Annotated in this window: 13 protein-coding genes; 8 read left to right on the top strand and 5 right to left on the bottom strand. The window is 63.8% G+C overall.

The features are described from left to right. Positions 1–76 precede the first annotated feature (76 nt). From benA to BLW71_RS33945, 4 genes are read left to right on the top strand one after another with little or no spacing between them, the layout of a single operon-like run. Positions 77–1,468: a benzoate 1,2-dioxygenase large subunit gene (gene benA / locus BLW71_RS33960; protein ID WP_091807476.1), complete on the top strand. Its 1,392-nt coding sequence runs from the start codon at positions 77–79 to the stop codon at positions 1,466–1,468. After that, the gene (benB, locus tag BLW71_RS33955; RefSeq protein ID WP_091807474.1) at positions 1,465–1,956 is read left to right on the top strand and encodes a benzoate 1,2-dioxygenase small subunit; all 492 of its coding nucleotides are present in this window, start codon (positions 1,465–1,467) and stop codon (positions 1,954–1,956) included. Before benA ends, benB begins: the two co-directional genes overlap by 4 nt. 22 nt (positions 1,957–1,978) lie before the next feature. Beyond that, a complete protein-coding gene (gene benC / locus BLW71_RS33950) occupies positions 1,979–2,998 on the top strand; it encodes a benzoate 1,2-dioxygenase electron transfer component BenC (RefSeq protein ID WP_091807471.1) in 1,020 nt (339 codons plus the stop codon). Positions 2,999–3,003: 5 nt separating this feature from the next. Beyond that, the gene (locus BLW71_RS33945) at positions 3,004–3,792 is read left to right on the top strand and encodes a 1,6-dihydroxycyclohexa-2,4-diene-1-carboxylate dehydrogenase (RefSeq protein WP_091809208.1); all 789 of its coding nucleotides are present in this window, start codon (positions 3,004–3,006) and stop codon (positions 3,790–3,792) included. An 11-nt stretch (positions 3,793–3,803) separates the two neighbouring features. On the opposite strand, the gene BLW71_RS33940 is transcribed toward BLW71_RS33945, so the two are convergent. Genes BLW71_RS33940 through BLW71_RS33930 form a run of 3 tightly spaced genes read right to left on the bottom strand, consistent with a single transcriptional unit; the run spans position 3,804 to position 7,446 of the window. After that, complete coding sequence (locus BLW71_RS33940) at positions 3,804–4,910, bottom strand: porin (protein ID WP_091807469.1); 1,107 nt, start codon at positions 4,908–4,910, stop codon at positions 3,804–3,806. A 53-nt stretch (positions 4,911–4,963) separates the two neighbouring features. After that, positions 4,964–6,292, bottom strand: coding sequence for a uracil-xanthine permease family protein (locus BLW71_RS33935; RefSeq protein ID WP_177205160.1), 1,329 nt, complete (start codon positions 6,290–6,292; stop codon positions 4,964–4,966). Positions 6,293–6,330: 38 nt separating this feature from the next. Then, entirely contained in the window at positions 6,331–7,446 is a 1,116-nt protein-coding gene (locus BLW71_RS33930; protein ID WP_091807468.1) for an aryl-sulfate sulfotransferase, read from the bottom strand. 104 nt (positions 7,447–7,550) lie between these two features. On the opposite strand from BLW71_RS33930, the gene BLW71_RS33925 reads away from it, so the two are divergent. Next, positions 7,551–8,507, top strand: coding sequence for a LysR family transcriptional regulator (locus BLW71_RS33925; protein ID WP_091807466.1), 957 nt, complete (start codon positions 7,551–7,553; stop codon positions 8,505–8,507). On the opposite strand, the gene BLW71_RS33920 is transcribed toward BLW71_RS33925, so the two are convergent. Next, a complete protein-coding gene (locus BLW71_RS33920) occupies positions 8,500–10,644 on the bottom strand; it encodes a tetratricopeptide repeat protein (protein ID WP_091807464.1) in 2,145 nt (714 codons plus the stop codon). The two genes, BLW71_RS33925 and BLW71_RS33920, sit on opposite strands and share 8 nt — an antisense overlap. A 207-nt stretch (positions 10,645–10,851) precedes the next feature. On the opposite strand from BLW71_RS33920, the gene BLW71_RS33915 reads away from it, so the two are divergent. The 3 genes from BLW71_RS33915 (at position 10,852) to BLW71_RS33905 (ending at position 15,381) form a co-directional block, all read left to right on the top strand. Then, positions 10,852–11,253: a DUF2946 domain-containing protein gene (locus BLW71_RS33915; RefSeq protein ID WP_091807462.1), complete on the top strand. Its 402-nt coding sequence runs from the start codon at positions 10,852–10,854 to the stop codon at positions 11,251–11,253. Between the two features lie 82 nt (positions 11,254–11,335). Continuing rightward, positions 11,336–13,750 carry a TonB-dependent receptor gene (locus BLW71_RS33910; RefSeq protein WP_091807460.1) on the top strand — a complete coding sequence of 805 codons (2,415 nt, stop codon included), beginning with the start codon at positions 11,336–11,338 and terminating at the stop codon, positions 13,748–13,750. Between the two features lie 74 nt (positions 13,751–13,824). Then, complete coding sequence (locus BLW71_RS33905) at positions 13,825–15,381, top strand: PepSY-associated TM helix domain-containing protein (protein ID WP_091809204.1); 1,557 nt, start codon at positions 13,825–13,827, stop codon at positions 15,379–15,381. A 73-nt stretch (positions 15,382–15,454) separates the two neighbouring features. Here the strand turns inward: BLW71_RS33905 and BLW71_RS33900 are convergent, their stop codons facing one another. After that, positions 15,455–16,168 carry a methyltransferase family protein gene (locus tag BLW71_RS33900; RefSeq protein WP_091807458.1) on the bottom strand — a complete coding sequence of 238 codons (714 nt, stop codon included), beginning with the start codon at positions 16,166–16,168 and terminating at the stop codon, positions 15,455–15,457. Positions 16,169–16,171: the final 3 nt, after the last annotated feature.

The raw sequence follows: 16,171 nt of genomic DNA, 5'->3' as shown, positions 1-16,171 counted from the left end.
GGCATTGCATTGCATGACGGCAGCGACAGCGTTTCGCGGCGCCGTTCGACAAGCGGACTTCTGTCAGGAGACAACCATGATTCCGATTTACCTCGATCGCGCGCCGCGCCTTACCGGCATCGACGACTTTCTGGTCGAAGACGCCGAGCGCGGCGACTATCGCCTGCATCGCAGCGCCTTCACGGACCCGGCCCTGTTCGAACTCGAAATGCGGCACATCTTCGAGGGCAACTGGATTTATCTGGCGCACGAAAGCCAGATCCCGAACAACAACGACTACTACACGACCCACATGGGACGCCAGCCGGTCGTGATCGCGCGCAACCGGCAAGGTGAGTTGAATGCTTTCATCAATGCGTGCACGCATCGCGGCGCGATGCTGTGCCGCCACAAGCGCGGTAACAAAGCCACCTACACCTGCCCGTTCCATGGCTGGACTTTCAACAATAGCGGCAAGCTTCTGAAGGTCAAAGATCCGGAAGATGCCGGTTATCCCGACTGCTTCAACAAGGAAGGCTCGCACGACCTGAAGAAGATCGCGCGCTTCCAGAGCTATCGTGGCTTTCTGTTCGGCAGCCTGAATGCCGACGTGCTGCCACTGGAAGCGTTTCTCGGCGAGGCGGCGCGCATCATCGACATGATCGTCGATCAGTCGGAAGACGGGCTCGAAGTGCTGCGCGGCGCATCGACCTATACGTATGAAGGTAACTGGAAACTGCAAACCGAAAACGGCGCCGACGGCTATCACGTCTCGGCGGTTCACTGGAACTATGCGGCGACGACCAACCACCGTAAGGAAGAAAACGCACGGGTCGATCAGGTCCGCGCGATGGACGCGGGCAACTGGGGCCGGCAAGGCGGCGGCTTCTATGCGTTCGAACACGGGCACATGTTGCTGTGGTCGCGTTGGGCCAATCCGGAAGACCGTCCGAATTTCAGCCAGCGTGACGCTTTTGCCGCGCGCTGCGGCAGCGAGACCGCCGACTGGATGATCCAGAATTCACGCAACCTGTGCCTCTATCCGAACGTGTATCTGATGGACCAGTTCGGTTCGCAGATCCGCCTGCTGCGCCCCCTCTCCGTCGACAAGACCGAAGTGACGATCTACTGCATCGCGCCCAAAGGCGAATCGGCCGAAGCGCGTGCGCGCCGCATCCGGCAATACGAAGACTTCTTCAATGTGAGCGGCATGGCCACGCCCGACGATCTCGAAGAATTTCGCGCCTGTCAGCAAGGCTATGCCGGCAGCGCGCTCGAATGGAACGACATGTGCCGTGGCGCGCAACACTGGATCGAAGGTCCGGACGAAGCGGCGAGCCGCATCGGCCTCAAGCCGTTGATGAGCGGCGTCAAAACCGAGGACGAGGGACTCTACACCGTGCAGCATCGCTATTGGGTCGAGACGATGAAACAGGCGTTGAAGCCGGCAACGGCGCCAGCCCGGTCCGCCGAAGGAGTCGACGCATGAAGCCGATCGTCATCACCGACCTCGAAGCGTTTCTCTACCGCGAAGCGCGCCTGCTCGACGACGAGCAATGGGACGACTGGCTCCAGTGCTACCACCCCGATGCGGTGTTCTGGATGCCTTCATGGGACGACGAGGACAAACTCGTCACCGATCCGCAAACCGAAATCTCGCTGATCTATTACCCCAATCGCCAGGGGCTCGAAGACCGTGTGTTCCGCATCAAGACCGAGCGCTCGAGCGCGACGATGCCGGACACGCGCACCAGCCACAACATCAGCAACGTGGAACTGGAGAGCGAGCAGGACGGCGTGTGCACCGTGCGCTTCAACTGGCACACGCTGAGCCACCGCTACAAGACGAATTACAGCTACTTCGGCATGTCGCGCTACGTGATCGACTTTTCGGGCGATGAGCCGCGGATCCTGAACAAGTATGTCGTACTGAAGAACGACTACATCAATCAGGTTATCGACATTTACCACATCTGAACGGGTGGTTCGGGAGCAGCACATGGAATACAGCATTGCACTTCAATTCGAAGACGGCGTGACCCGCTTCATCACCTGCCGCGACAACGAAACGTTGTCGGACGCGGCGTATCGCCAGAAGGTCAACATTCCGCTGGACTGCCGCGACGGCGCATGCGGCACGTGCCGAGGCTTCTGCGAATCCGGCCAGTACGATCTGCCCGCGTCGAGTTATATCGAAGATGCGCTCACCGCGGACGAAGCCGCTCAAGGCTACGTGCTCGCCTGTCAGACGCGGCCGCGCTCGGACTGCGTGATTCGGGTGCCGGCTTCGTCGGCCGCGTGCAAGACCGGCGTGTCGAAGCATGCGGGCAAACTGGCGGCGATCGACAAACTCACCGACTCGACCATCCATTTTTCAATCGACGTAGACCAGCCGGAGCAATTGGGCTTTCTGCCCGGTCAATATGTGAACGTCGACATTCCGGGCAGCGACACCTTCCGCTCGTACTCGTTCAGTTCCGCTCCCGGCGCTACGCAGGCCGCTTTCGTGGTGCGCAACGTACCGGATGGCCGCATGAGCCGCTATCTGTGCGAGGAAGCACAAGCGGGACAGCGCATTACCTTTTCCGGTCCCTATGGCAGCTTCTATCTGCGCGAGCCGGTGCGTCCCGTGCTGTTTCTCGCCGGCGGCACCGGCATTGCGCCGTTTCTCTCGATGCTGCATGTGCTTGGCGCACGCGGCAGTACGCAACCGGTTCGCATGGTCTATGGCGTCACGCATGACAGGGACCTGGTAGGCACCGAGCAGCTCGATGCAGCACAACGCGCGATCGGGCAATTCGAATACCGCACGTGCGTGGCCGACGCCGCCAGCGATCACGCTCGCAAAGGTTATGTGACGGAGCATGTGGACCCCGCGTGGCTGAACGACGGCGATGTCGACGTCTATCTGTGCGGCCCGGTCGCAATGGTCGAGGCCGTGCAGACATGGCTGCGCGCCAGCGGCATCACGCCGGCGCATTTCTTCTACGAGAAATTCTCGGCAAGCAATCTCGCGTGATGACCATGACTTCGTCCAACCAACGCTTCAATGAAAAAGTCGTGATCGTCACCGGCGCGGCGCAAGGCATCGGCCGGGGCGTGGCGCTACGCGCCGCCGCCGAAGGCGCTATCGTCGTGCTCGCCGACCGCGCGGAACTCGTGCACGAGGTGGAGGCGGAGATCGCCGCCCTCGGTAGTCCCACGCTCGCCGTGATCGCGGATCTGGAGACCTACGCCGGTGCGTGCAAGCTGATGCGAGCGGCGCTCGACGCCTTCGGCAAGATCGACGTGCTGGTCAACAACGTGGGCGGCACAATCTGGGCCAAACCATACGAAGAGTATGACGAAGCGCAGATCGAAGCCGAAGTGCGCCGCTCGCTCTTCCCCACTTTATGGAGTTGCCGCGCGGTGCTGCCCGCCATGATCGCGCAGCGGCGCGGGGCGATCGTGAACGTGTCGTCGATCGCGACGCGCAGTATCTACCGCGTGCCGTATGCGGCATCAAAGGGTGGCGTGAACGCGTTAACCGCCAGTCTCGCTTTTGAACATGCGGACGACGGCATCCGCGTGAACGCCGTCGCCACCGGCGGCACCGAGGCACCGCCGCGCAAGGTGCCGCGCAATACGGCGCCGCAGAGCGAGCAGGAGGCGCGCTGGTATCAGGGCATTGTCGATCAGACCATCGCGTCGAGTTTGATGCACCGTTACGGCACGATCGACGAACAGGTCGGCGCGATTCTGTTTCTCGCCTCGGACGAGGCGTCGTATATCACCGGCACCGTGTTGCCCGTGGGCGGCGGCGACCTCGGTTGATACGGGCTGGCTCAGAACAGGTGATGGATTCCACTGAGGAACACCGTCTGCCGTCCGCCTGAAGCGGCGCCAATGCCGAGCGTATTGGCCACCGCGCCGCCGCCCGCGGTCTCGAACATCAGATCCGCGTAGAGCTGCGTGGTTTTCGACAGCGAATACACGTTGGCCAGCGTGAACTGCGTCCAGCGACGCCCGTCGAGCGTCGCGGTCCATGCGCCGGCCGCGACTTCCTCGGCGGGCGTCAAACGAAGATTGGCGCCGCCGTCGATGCTCCGAAAGTGTTCACTGCCGCCGTTCGAGGCGATCCGCACATCGGTGGCGAGCGCGTGCAGCGTCACTCGCTCGAAACGGTACGACCCGCCAATGCCCATGTCACGCACCTGTTTCGCGTTGAAGGTTGCGCCGGGCGTAAGCGTCTGCCCTTCGAACGAGGTCAGGCCGAGTCCGTTCGAGAGCGGCAGCAAGCGGTCGCGATACTCGGAATACACGGCCACCAGCTTGAGCGGACCATTGCTATAGTTAGCGCCGAAGCTGATAGTTCGTCCGTTGGTATTGCTGGCCGTCGCGCCCGGAAATCCATACAGCGCGCCGAGCGTCAGGCCGCGATAGCTCGCGCTCTTCCATTTCACCGTGCTCGACAACTGCACGGGCAAGGTGCTGCCGAGTCCATCCAGATTGCCGGGGTGAAACGCGGAGAAGTCGCCGAGCACCTGCCCTGTCGAGACCGACCCGAGCCAGTCGAAATTCCAGTCTGTCTGGCGGCCGAGGGTCACTGTGCCGAACATCGGATCGGCCAGGCCCACGTACGCCTGGCGGTTGAAGAACGTGCTGCTGCTCGCGGACGCGCCCGTCGTCGTGACGAAACCACTTTCGAGCCTGAACACCACCGAGCGGCCCGCGCCGATATCTTCGACGCCCTGAAAGCCGAAGCGGTCGGCCTGCAAGGTGCCCTGCTCCGCGATATAAGCCGGCGAGCCGTGCAGATTGCTCACGTAACCCAGACCTGCATCGAGACTGCCGTACAGCGTGACACTGCTCTGCGCGTAGGCCGTCGAGGAAACGACGAGCGCGAGCGAGCCCGCGACGAGCGTCGCGTGGAAAGCGATTTTGTTTTTCATGGCGTGTGGGTGAAGCGTTGGAAGGAAAACTGCGAGGGCCCGCAAGCCCGACATCAGGTGGTCTGGATGTTCTCCGCCGGTGCGAGGCGCCACGCGCCAAACACCAGATTGACAACGATGGCCGTGAGCGTGCCCGCCGCCATGCCGTTGCCCAGCACGATCTGCAACGGTCCGGGGAACGACGCGTAGACGTTCGGCACCAGCACGGGTATCAGCCCCACGACGAGCGCCGCCGCCAGCGTGTACTGATTGCCTCGCTCATGCAGGTCGACCTTGCCGAGCAGATTGATGCCCATCACACCGATCATCGCGAAGACAATCAGCGCGGTGCCCCCGACCACCGGCGCCGGAATCGCGTAAGCGAAACGCCCGAGCGGCGCGAACAGGGCGATCAGCATCAGCATGCCGCCCGCCGTCGCGGTGACGTAGCGCGAGCGCACGCCCGTGGTCTGCACGACGCCGATATTCTCCGCGCTGGTGATGATGAGCGACGTGCCCAGCAGCGAGCCGATCAATGACGCGAGCGCATCGCCGCGAATCGTGCGCGGCACGTCGCGCCGCATGTCGATCTTCCTGCCCGTGATTTCGCCGACGGCTACCGTCTGCCCCGTCGCCTCGGCCATCGAGATCACGCTGAAGATCAGCATGGGCAGCGCGGCGAGCACGTCGAAACGCGGCATGCCGAATGGCAGCAGCGTCGGCAGCGTGACGAGCGGGCCGCTCCAGAGTCCGCCCGCGGCCATCTGCCCCGTCGCCCAGCCTGCGAATGTGCCGACGGCGAGGCCCAGCAGCACCGCGAGCCTGCCCACGGTGCCCTTGAACAGACGCGCCACCGCGAGCGTGGCCACGATCGTGACCAGCGCAAGGCCGAGCGACTGAGGCCGCGCGAAACCCGGCGTACCCGGCTGTCCGACAATGATGCCGGCGTAGATCTTGATGAGGCTCACCGACACGAGCAATAGCATCGTGCCCACCACCACGCGTGGAAAAAACCGCAGGCAGCGCGCGAATACCGGCAGCACGATCCAATAGAACAGGCTGGTGAGAATCGCGGCGCCTGCCGCCGTACGCAAATCCGTTTGCGTCGCGATAACGGCGAACAGCATGGCGGGCGCGCCGCCCGGCACCATCACGAAGGGCAGCCGCGCGCCGATCGGCCCGGCGCCGAGCGACTGCAGCAGCGTGCCCACGCCGCATACGAAAAAGGTCGCGCCGATCAGATGCACCGTCATGTCCGACGGCAGCGACACCATGCGCGACACGAGAAAAACCGCGGTGACCGGCGAGGCGGCCATGGACAGCACATGCTGCAGGCCGAACAGCACGAGTTGCCACGCGGGCAAGCGCGCGTCGACGCTATGAATGGCGGGTTCTGGATTCACGTTACCCTCGGAGTTCGAAGCGCAATGAAGCGCGGCAGTCATGCGCGCAGCCACGGCAATTGCTCGCGGCTGTAGCGGAAAGTCTGGAACACGCTGTTCAACTGGCCCGGACCGGTTTTACGCGCCGCTTCGTCCGGATACTCGCCGAACCACGGAATCACGTATTCCCACACCACCTCGCCCGCCGGCGTCACTTCGAACAGACGCCCGGTGGCCGACTCGGTGATATGCGTGTTGCCGTTCGCGAGGCGTTGGGCGTTGCCCATGAACGCGCTGTAGAACATGTTCACCATGTCGTCGGCATACGACCACACCACTTCGCGGCTCGACGGATCGATCTCCAGCACGCGTGAGAACGCCACGTGCGCGCCGGTGCGGAAGTTACCGTTGTCGAAGGTGAGAACGTTGCCGTTGGCGAGCGCCACCGGGGCGTGCTGATGCGAGACCACGCTCGGCGGGATATGCGTCGTTACGCCGCCACTCTCGCGATCGACGGCGATAATGCCCGACGTGGTGCGCAAACTCATCAGCACTTCGCCCCTGGCGTTCACGCCGAGCCCGTTCACGAGCGGCCAGTGATAGCGGCCAAAGCCCGGCGCAATCGGAAAGTCCGTGGGATTCAGATGCTCCCAGGCCTTCCACTCCCACACCAGTTCACCGGCACGATTCACTTCGCGGATCACGTCACCGTACATCACCTCTTCGGGTCCATGCGCCGTGCCGCCTGGCACGCGTTCCGCAAAAGCTGCCGGCACCGGCGCGCACGCGGCATACAGCAGATTGCCGTTCGGCAGCCACTGCGCGTCGTGGTGATGTGCGGGGTCCTGGTAGCGCCAGACCACTTCGCCTTGTGGCGTGACTTCATAGAAATCGCCGCCATGCCACATCGACCACGGTGCGTAGCGGTCTTCCGAATCCGCATGGCTGCCGTTGTAGCCGAGATTGCCGTTCGGGAGAATCACCGCATGACGGCCGGGGCGCACCGGCATCCGCCATTCGTGCACGACCTCGCCGCCGATATCGATGAGATATACGCGCCCGCCCGCCGTTTGCGGCGCGATCAGCGCATAGCCGCCCGCCGACAGTTCCGGGTCGTGAGCGATGAGACCGACGCCGCGGCGTCGCTGGGTGATTTGATCGACTGTGGTAGTCACGTTTCGCTCCGTTAAGATGATGGAGCAAAATCTAGGCTATTCAAGCCGTCAGGAAAATCTGATTGTTCTTTACAGGCCGTACGAAAAAACTATACGGTACATGCATGCGTCCAATATCACAGACATTCCGCTGTTTCGACGAGGTGGTCAGGCGAGGTTCGATTCGCAAGGCGGCCGAAGCGCTGCACCTGACGGCTGCCGCAGTGCACCAGCAGATTCTGAATCTGGAGGAACAGGTCGGCTCACCGCTCTTCGACCGCTTGCCGCGCGGCATGCAGCTCACCACGGCGGGGGAGATCATCATTGCCGCAGTGCGGCGCGGCCAGCGCGATTTCGACAACGCCATGACGCAAGTCGAAGATCTGCGCTCGCTGCGTCGCGGGCATGTGAATCTCGCGGTGTCGCCCTCGTCGGCCGAACAACTGGTGCCCGATGCGATCCAGGCGGCGATGAAGCGCTATCCGGGCGTGACCTATAGCGTGCGCTCGGGCAACGGCGAAAGCATCCTGAAGTGGGTGGAAACCGGCGAAGCGGACATCGGCTACGGCCTGCGCCGCAAACCGCCGCCCGGTGTGGTGGAAGTGCGCGCGTTCACGCAACATCTTGGTCTCGTCACGCCACCGGGGCATCCGCTCACGAAACTGCAGAAACGCCCACGCCTGCGCGAGTGCCTCGACTACCCGCTCATCCTGATGACGCCGGACACCGAGTTGCGCGCCATGGTGGATCAGATCGATCACCGCGAACGGCGCAAGGCGCGTCCGCTGGTGGAAACCAGCTCGGTATCCATGGTGCGCCGGCTCGTGGCGGACGGCGTCGGCATCGGTTTTCTGATCGCGGAGAACGTCGCCGAAGATGTCGCGCAGCGTAAGCTGGCGTGGACACCTCTCGCCGATGCGGGCGCACAATCGTCCAGCTGCCTGTATCAGCGCTCGGATCTGACCACCACGGTCGCGATGAGCATGTTCCTGCAGTTTCTCGGCCAGGCCATCGAGACGATCGAGGACCGCTTTCACACGGCAACGCAACCGGCTCGCAAGCGTGGTGCGCGCGTCACGTGAGCGCGCGGCCCACGGTAGCGAATCGTTCCGCGCACGCTTGACGCACGCGCTCGACCGGCATCGACCAGTCCTCACCCGGCGCGCGCCGGAACAGGCGCAGCGTGTGCGGATACCACGGGGAATCGCTGCGCTCGTGCATCCAGCGCCAGTCGATATCCTTTTCCGGCAACATCACCCAGCACGGTTTACCGAGCGACGCGGCCAGATGCACGGTGGAGGTGTCCACGCCGATCAACAGATCGAGTTGCGCGATGATCGCGGCGCTGTCGGCGAAATCGGTTACGAGCGACCCGAGGTCGAGGAGCGGCTGACCGGCGGGAGGATTCTTCGCCTCGTCTTCGCCCCGGCCTTTTTGCAGACTCACGAAACTCACGCCGGGCACGCTCCAGAGCGGCGCCAGCATGGCGAGCGACGGGATCGACCGATTCGCGTCGTTATGATGGTTCGGATTGCCCTTCCACACCAGGCCGATCCTGCGGCCGGGCGGCAGCGCATCCAGCATCGGCCGCCACCGTTCGACCAGCGACGGCTCGACCGTAAGACGCACGGCGCGCGGAATGGTAGCCACGCTCGTGCGCAGATGCAGCGGCGCACTCAGCAGACTGGTCCAGCAATCGTAAGCGTTCGCTCGCGCGCGTGCGGTGTCGTGATCGAACACCGCATCCACACCATCGACGCAGGCCATCAGCCGGTGCAGCGCCGGCGCGCAGGCAAAGGCGATGTGCGAGGCGCCCTGTGCCTTCAGCAAAGCGAAATAGCGGCTGAACTGGATCATGTCGCCGAGGCCGTCTTCCTGCCACACCAGCAAGGACTTGCCCGCGAGCGGGCCGCCTTGCCACTGCGGGCAGCCCAGCATCGACGCGCTCGCGTGATGAACGAAGGCCGGCTGCGCGTAGCGGCTCTCGTACAGACGCCATCCCTCCTCGAAGCGGCCCATGCCGAGCAGCAGGACAGCCAGGCCGAACCGCGCATCGCCGTAATCGGCACGTATCGCGAGCGCGCGGCGATACGCGTTTTCGGCCTCGGGCAGTCGCGTGAGCTGGGCCAACGCCGCGCCGAGGTTGTAGTGCGCTTCCGCCAGCTGCGGACCCACGCTGAGCGCTCGCTCGAACGCCTCGACAGCCGCCGGCAGACGATCGAGCCGGCGAAGCACGCAACCCAGGTTGTTGTGCGCATGAGCGAGATCGGGCCGCAGCCGAATCGCCTCGCGATAAGCCGTTTCGGCCTCGAACAGTTGCTCCTGCTTCGCCAACGCCGCGCCGAGGTTGTAGTGTGCTTCGGCGTAGTCGGGGCGTTGCGCGATGGCTTCGCGGTAAGCGGCCGCGGCTTCGGGCAAGCGCTCGAGATCAGCGAGCACCGTGCCGAGATTCAGGTGGGCTTGCGCATAATCCGCACGAATGGCAAGTGCAAGGCGAAAAGCCAGTTCGGCTTCGGCGAGACGGAACGTGGCCTTCAGCACACCGCCGAGGTTGTTGAGCGCTTCCGGATAGTGCGGCCGGATTCTCAGTGCTTCGCGGTAGGCGTCGTCCGCTTCGGCGAGACGGCCCAGTTCCATCAGCACGTTGCCCAGGTTGTTGTGGAGTTCGGCGTGATCCGGCAGCCCAGGCAGCGCGTGGCGAAACGCCGCTTCCGCTTCGCGAAGGCGGCCCAGTTCGTGCAACACAATGCCGCGGTTATAGTGCGCTTCGGCGTAGTCGGGACGAAGCGCCAGCGCCTCGCGATAGGATGCCTCCGCCTCATCCCTGTAGCCGAGGCCATGGAGCACCGCGCCGAGATGATTGTGGGCGTCGGCGTGGCCTGGCCGCAACGCGACCAGTCTGCGGTACATCGCCTTGGCCGCGGACAGGCGCCCTTGCGACTTGAGCAGCATGCCGAGTGTGCCGTACACCTCGGCATAACCGGGTTTGATGCGCAGACAGCGGCGCCACTGGTTTTCCGCATCCGCGGGGCGCTGCAACGCAAACGAACACGCGCCGGCGATGTTCAATGCGTCGGCCCGCGCGTCGTCCGGCACGGCATCGGCTTCGAGCAGCGGCGTCACCATCGACAAAGCTTCGGCGAATCGTGCGGCCGAGAACAGCGCGACGGCCTGCCGGTTGAGGTCGTCGAGCGGGGAAGCGAACTGCGTGTCGGTCATGAGTCGTGTCACCGGGATCGGCGGCGATCCGGCCGGAAAAGCGGGAGATGTACCACGCAGCTTAAGGGAATCGGCACACCTGTAACGCGGCGAAATGAACCACTTTCGGGCTTCTAATCCCGCGCTATATCCAGGATCACACCAGGATCATGCGATAAAAGCGGGCGCGGCGATGTTAGAATCGCCCGCGTCTTTACGCCCATCATCATGACTCTACGCTCCCGCAACCGCATGACTGCCTGGCTTGGCCTGTTCGCCATGTGCCTCGTCGTGTTCGCGCCGCTCGTGAGTCAGATGCTGGCGTCCAGCCGCGCGCATGAACCCATCGCCGCACTCTGTTCAGCGCTCCAGCCACGCGATTTCAGCATGGCGAGCGCGGCGACCCAGGCCGCTCCGGCGCCGGTCCATTTGAGCCATGACGACGCGTTCGGCGCGTGCGGCTACTGTCATCTGCTCCAACACCATGTCGCCATGCCGGCGGTCGCCGTAGTCGCGCCGCCGCCCGCGCTCACGCTTGCCGGCACCGCGCCGCCGAGCCTCTCCACCCGCTTCACGCCGCTCGGCGCATTTCCGTCCGGCCGTCCCAGAGCTCCGCCCGCCGTTTCCTGATCGCTGTCAGTCCTGATCGCGCATTCGCCGCACCCGTCGAGGGGGCCCGCGATCGCCTGTTCCATGCATCAAGGAAACGTTCATGTTCAACTTCGTCCTGCGAAGGCTGCCCTCTTGCGCCCGCCGCGGCGCGCGCGGCATTCCACCGCGCTTTTCGCGTGGCTTTTTGCCTGGCTTCTCGCTTCAATTGCTGCCCCAGTCGCTGTTCCCGGCCTGTTTGCCCGCTATCGTTCCAGCGGTCGTGCCGGCTCTGCTCGCCTCGCCCGCTCATGCGCAGAGCGCGAGCGCCGAAACCACGCTGCCTGTGGTCAGCGTCAGTGCGAATGCGCTCGCCGCGCCGCGCGCCGTCGATCCCAACCTGCCGGCCTCGGTCGAAACGGTCACCCCCGAGCAGTTCGGCAACTGGAACGTCGTCAATACGGAAGACGTGCTGAAGTACATGCCGAACCTCGCCGTGCGCAAGCGTTTTATCGGCGATCTGAATTCGATCATCGCCGTGCGCGGCACCAGCAACACGCAAAGCGCTCGCGGTCTCGTCTACGCGGACGGTCTGCTGCTCAGCAATCTGCTCGGCAGCAGTTATTCGTTTCCACCGCGCTGGTCGATGGTGTTTCCCGACGAGATCCAGCAGGTCGACGTGATCTACGGGCCGTTTTCCGCGCTCTATCCGGGCAATTCACTCGGCGCGACCGTGTTGATCAGCACACGCATGCCGAAACAGTTCGAAGTGACCGCCGACGTCAAAGGCTTCACCCAGCACTTCAGCCTGTTCGGCGTGAATCAGAACTTCAACGGCAGCGAAGCAAGCGCGACGATCGGCGACCGGGTCGGCAAGTTCTCGTATCTGCTGGGTGTGAATCACCTGGAGAACACCAGCCAGCCGCTGCAATTCGCCACGCTAGCGAAATCCAGCACGCCCGCCAAAGCCGGCGACACGCCCGTCACCGGCGCGTACTTCTACAACAACCAGACCAATACGCCGACAGCGGTGCTCGGCGTGAACGGCGAAGGCATCGAACATACGGTGCAGGACCAGTTCAAGCTGAAGATGCAGTACGACTTCACGCCGACACTGCAAGGCGGCTTCACGCTCGGCTATTGGCATCAGACCTATAACAGCCAGACATCGACCTTTCTGCGCGATGCGAACGGCAATCCGGTCTACAGCGGCAAAGTTGCGATCGACGGCTATGAATACACGATTCCCGCGTCCGCACTCGCTCCGAGTCTCGGCCATAGCGAGAACTGGCTGTACGGCGTGTCGCTGAAAACGCGCAATGCCACCGGCTGGAATGGCGAGGCAATCGCTTCGTACTACGACATCGGCAACAGCGTGGCGCGCACCGCGAATTCCGGCGCGCCGGGCAACGGTCCCGGCACCGTGATCTTCGGCGACGGCACCGGCTGGAAAACGCTCGATCTGCGCAGCACCTATACGCCCGCGACGAATCAGGCGGGGCTCGCGAATCACGCGCTGAGCTTCGGCTACCACTACGACAACTACTTTCTCGACAACGAGAGCTACAACACGTTGAACTGGCGCGACGGCGCGGCTACGTCGTTCGCCAATGCGTTCGCCGGCAAGACCCAAACCCAGGCGCTCTACGTGCAGGACGCATGGCGCTTCCTGCCGCGCTGGAAGCTCGTCTACGGCGTGCGTTACGAAGACTGGCAGGCCTATGGCGGGTCGCAGTCGCTGGCCGGCACTACGCTCGCCTACAGCGACGTGAGCCAGCATCACTTCTCGCCGAAAGCCTCCTTGTCGTTCGACGTCACCGACGACCTGACCTTGCGTGCGTCCATTGGCCGCGCGTACCGCTTTCCGACAGTGAGCGAACTGTTCCAGGGAAAAATCAACGGCTCCACGATCGTCAATAACAATCCGAATCTGCAGCCCGAAGACGATCTCTCCAAAGAACTGACCGCCGAATGGGCGCACTGGAACGGCGTGTTCCGCCTCTCGCTGTTTCAGGACGACGTGAAGAACACGATCTTCAGCCAGACCGATACGACCGTGATTCCCAACGTCACCAACTTCCAGAACATCGGCAAAGTCCGTTCACGTGGCGTGGAAACGAGCTATTCAGGTGAGGACGTGCTGATGCGCGGCCTCGACCTGCTGGCGAGCGTGGCCTACACGCAGTCGAAGATTCTCGCCAACGCGCAGAACCCCGCCACGGTCGGCAAGTATTTCTACCGGATTCCGCTATGGCGCGTGGATCTCGCCGCGACGTATCACTTCGACGAACGTGCGGCGTTCACACTTGCCGCGCGCTATTCGGGGCGTCAGTACAACACGCTCACCAATACCGACACGAATCCGGATGTGTTCGGCGGCACCAGTTCGTACACGGTGGCCGATGCGAAATTCACCTACAAGCCGACGAAGCTGAGTGAAGTCGGCATCGGCGTCGACAACCTGTTCGACGCCCGCTACTTCGTCTATCACCCGTATCCCGGCCGCACCTTCTACGTGGAAGCGAAGCTGCGCATGTGAGCGCGCTGGACCCGCCGCACGCCCAGGTGTGCGGTTCGAACCGATCGATTCATTTTTTGCTCCAGGAGGATTTCATGTCCACCACCATCACCACCGAGCGGCCACGTGTCACGCCGGCGGCCGGCGCGGCCAACCCGGGCTACCGCACGCTCTGGCGCTGGCACTTTTATGCAGGCCTCTTCGTGATGCCGTTTCTGGTCGTGCTCGCGATCACCGGCACGCTGTATTGCTTCCAGCCACAAATCGAACCGTTGCTTTATCCGGAGCGTCTGGTCGTCGCACCGCAGGCCGTGCCCAGGCTGCCCGCGGAAGCGCTGCTTGCCAACGCGCGGTCGGCCATGCCGCCGAGCGCGACCGCGGTGAGCGCCGTCGTCGCGAGCGACCCGCGGCGCAGCGCGGAATTCGTCTTCCGTCTCGCGGACGGCGATAAACAGAGCGTCTATGTGAACCCCTACACCGGCGTGGTGCTGGGCACATTGAGCGTCGAACAGCGCTTCATGCAAGTGGACCGCATGCTTCACCGCAAGCTGCTGCTCGGCAAACCCGGCGAACTGCTCATGGAACTCGCCGCATGCTGGACGCTCGTGATGATCGGCACCGGCATCGCACTGTGGTGGCCGCGTGAAAAAACCACGGCTCGCCAAGCACTGTTGCCGCGTTTCGCTTTGAAAGGTCGCGCGCTGTGGAAGAACGTTCACGCCGTGATGGGCATCTGGCTCGCGCTCGGCGCACTGGCGTTCGTATTGACGGGGCTGCCCTGGACGGGTTCTTGGGGCAAGCAGTTCAAGGCGCTCGCGAGCGCGGCGAATCTCGGCGCGCCGCCGGGCTCCTGGGGTGGTCTGGCGTTGCATTCGACACTGCCCGGCGCGGTCGGCCTGCAAGCCGCCCAAGCGGATACGCGTACGCAGAACGCGGCACATGACGAACATGCCGAGCATACCGGCCACACGGGCCACCACGGAGCCGCAGCCGACACGGACTCGATGCCCGGCATGGTGATGGACGACCTGCCTCTGCCGCTCACGCCCTGGGCCGTCGGCAACACGCCGGTGCCCAATTCCGTCTCCGCCGATGCTCGCCCGGCGCATCCGCTGCCGCTTGGACGCGTGATCGCGCTCGCCGCATCGCTCGGTTTGACGGAGGGCTACAACATCGTGCTGCCGGCCGCCGCGACCGGCGTCTACACCATCTCGTACTTTCCGGGCGACCCGAAAGACGAGCGCACGCTGTACATCGACCAATACAGCGGTGCGATCCTGAAGGACATTCGCTATAGCGATTACGGCGCGGTGTCGAAGGCGGTCTCGTACGGCACATCGCTGCATATGGGCCGCTATTTCGGTCTCGCCAATCAGTTGCTGTGCGCCGCCATTTCCCTCGGGCTGGCGGCGATGGCCGTTACCGGGTGCGTGATGTGGTGGAAGCGCCGGCCGCAACGCTCGCTCGGCGCGCCCTCGCGCGAACGGGCCGCACCGCCCATGCGCGGCTGGAAAACCGGCCTCGTTCTGCTCGGCGTGGTCTTCCCATTGATGGGCGCCACGCTGCTCGCCGTGTGGCTCGCGGATCGCGCGATATTCGGCCGTGCTGCGCGACACGTCCCCGCCACCCAGACAGAGCGGGCGGGAAACTGAGCTAGCGCTTGTGATGCATCACTGTCGAGTCCGCGCCGAAACCCGTCCAGCGTGACGGATTCGCGCGGCTCGACTAGAACACGCCCGGAATCACGCGGTAATGCACGCGAGCCTTGTAGTTCCGATACCCTTCGTCCGCGGAAAGCAGTTGCTCCTCGCGCACGATGCGCCCCACCTGCAACGCGAACTCGCAGCCATATACCAGCAGGTTTTGCAGACCGAAATTCACCAGCAGAAAACCGATGTCGGTGATGAAGTAGCCGAGGTACATAGGATGACGCACGAAGCGATAGGCGCCCCGCGATACGACGCCGCGGTTGGCCGGCAAGATGCCGAACGAGCGGCGCAGCGACGCCTTGGCGAACAGTTGCCAGAAAATCCCCAGCAGTTGCAGCGCCGCGCCGACGGTCTCCGGCACGAGCTGCGTGCCGGGGGCGAGACGCACGGCCAGGAAGTAGTAGGTGCCGCCCATCGAACACATGAAGGCAACGGGACGCCAGTCGCGCTTCATGGGCACCCGCGAGAAAAGCGACAAGCCCACCGTGAAGCACTCCGCCACCACGAGTAACAACAGCGTGATGCGCGACGGCGCAGCGCGCCATTGCACGATCGCGGCATAGGCGAACACGCTCAGCATGAGCGCGGTGCCCACGCGCGCGGCCACTTCCAGAACGGCGTGGCGCAGGCCGACCGCGTTGCTCGCACTGGCGGGCACGGAGTTCGTCGTTAAGGCGCCTTCCGTGCTGACGGCGAGAGGCAGATCTTGCAAAGATGTCGTCGGTGTCATGGC

Source organism: Burkholderia sp. WP9 (genome assembly GCF_900104795.1).
Taxonomy (GTDB): Bacteria; Pseudomonadota; Gammaproteobacteria; order Burkholderiales; family Burkholderiaceae; genus Paraburkholderia.
The sequence above is the reverse complement of the archived record's forward strand: the minus strand, read 5'-3'. Positions and strand labels throughout refer to the sequence as shown.

Bases quoted from the DNA above. Each gene is read 5' to 3' on its own strand.
- BLW71_RS33900 (WP_091807458.1), bottom strand. From the start codon at position 16,168: ATGACACCGACGACATCTTTGCAAGATCTGCCTCTCGCCGTCAGCACG.
- BLW71_RS33945 (WP_091809208.1), top strand. From the start codon at position 3,004: ATGACTTCGTCCAACCAACGCTTCAATGAAAAAGTCGTGATCGTCACC.
- BLW71_RS33920 (WP_091807464.1), bottom strand. From the start codon at position 10,644: ATGACCGACACGCAGTTCGCTTCCCCGCTCGACGACCTCAACCGGCAG.
- BLW71_RS33910 (WP_091807460.1), top strand. From the start codon at position 11,336: ATGTTCAACTTCGTCCTGCGAAGGCTGCCCTCTTGCGCCCGCCGCGGC.
- BLW71_RS33925 (WP_091807466.1), top strand. From the start codon at position 7,551: ATGCGTCCAATATCACAGACATTCCGCTGTTTCGACGAGGTGGTCAGG.
- BLW71_RS33915 (WP_091807462.1), top strand. From the start codon at position 10,852: ATGACTCTACGCTCCCGCAACCGCATGACTGCCTGGCTTGGCCTGTTC.
- BLW71_RS33940 (WP_091807469.1), bottom strand. From the start codon at position 4,910: ATGAAAAACAAAATCGCTTTCCACGCGACGCTCGTCGCGGGCTCGCTC.
- benB (WP_091807474.1), top strand. From the start codon at position 1,465: ATGAAGCCGATCGTCATCACCGACCTCGAAGCGTTTCTCTACCGCGAA.
- benC (WP_091807471.1), top strand. From the start codon at position 1,979: ATGGAATACAGCATTGCACTTCAATTCGAAGACGGCGTGACCCGCTTC.
- benA (WP_091807476.1), top strand. From the start codon at position 77: ATGATTCCGATTTACCTCGATCGCGCGCCGCGCCTTACCGGCATCGAC.
- BLW71_RS33905 (WP_091809204.1), top strand. From the start codon at position 13,825: ATGTCCACCACCATCACCACCGAGCGGCCACGTGTCACGCCGGCGGCC.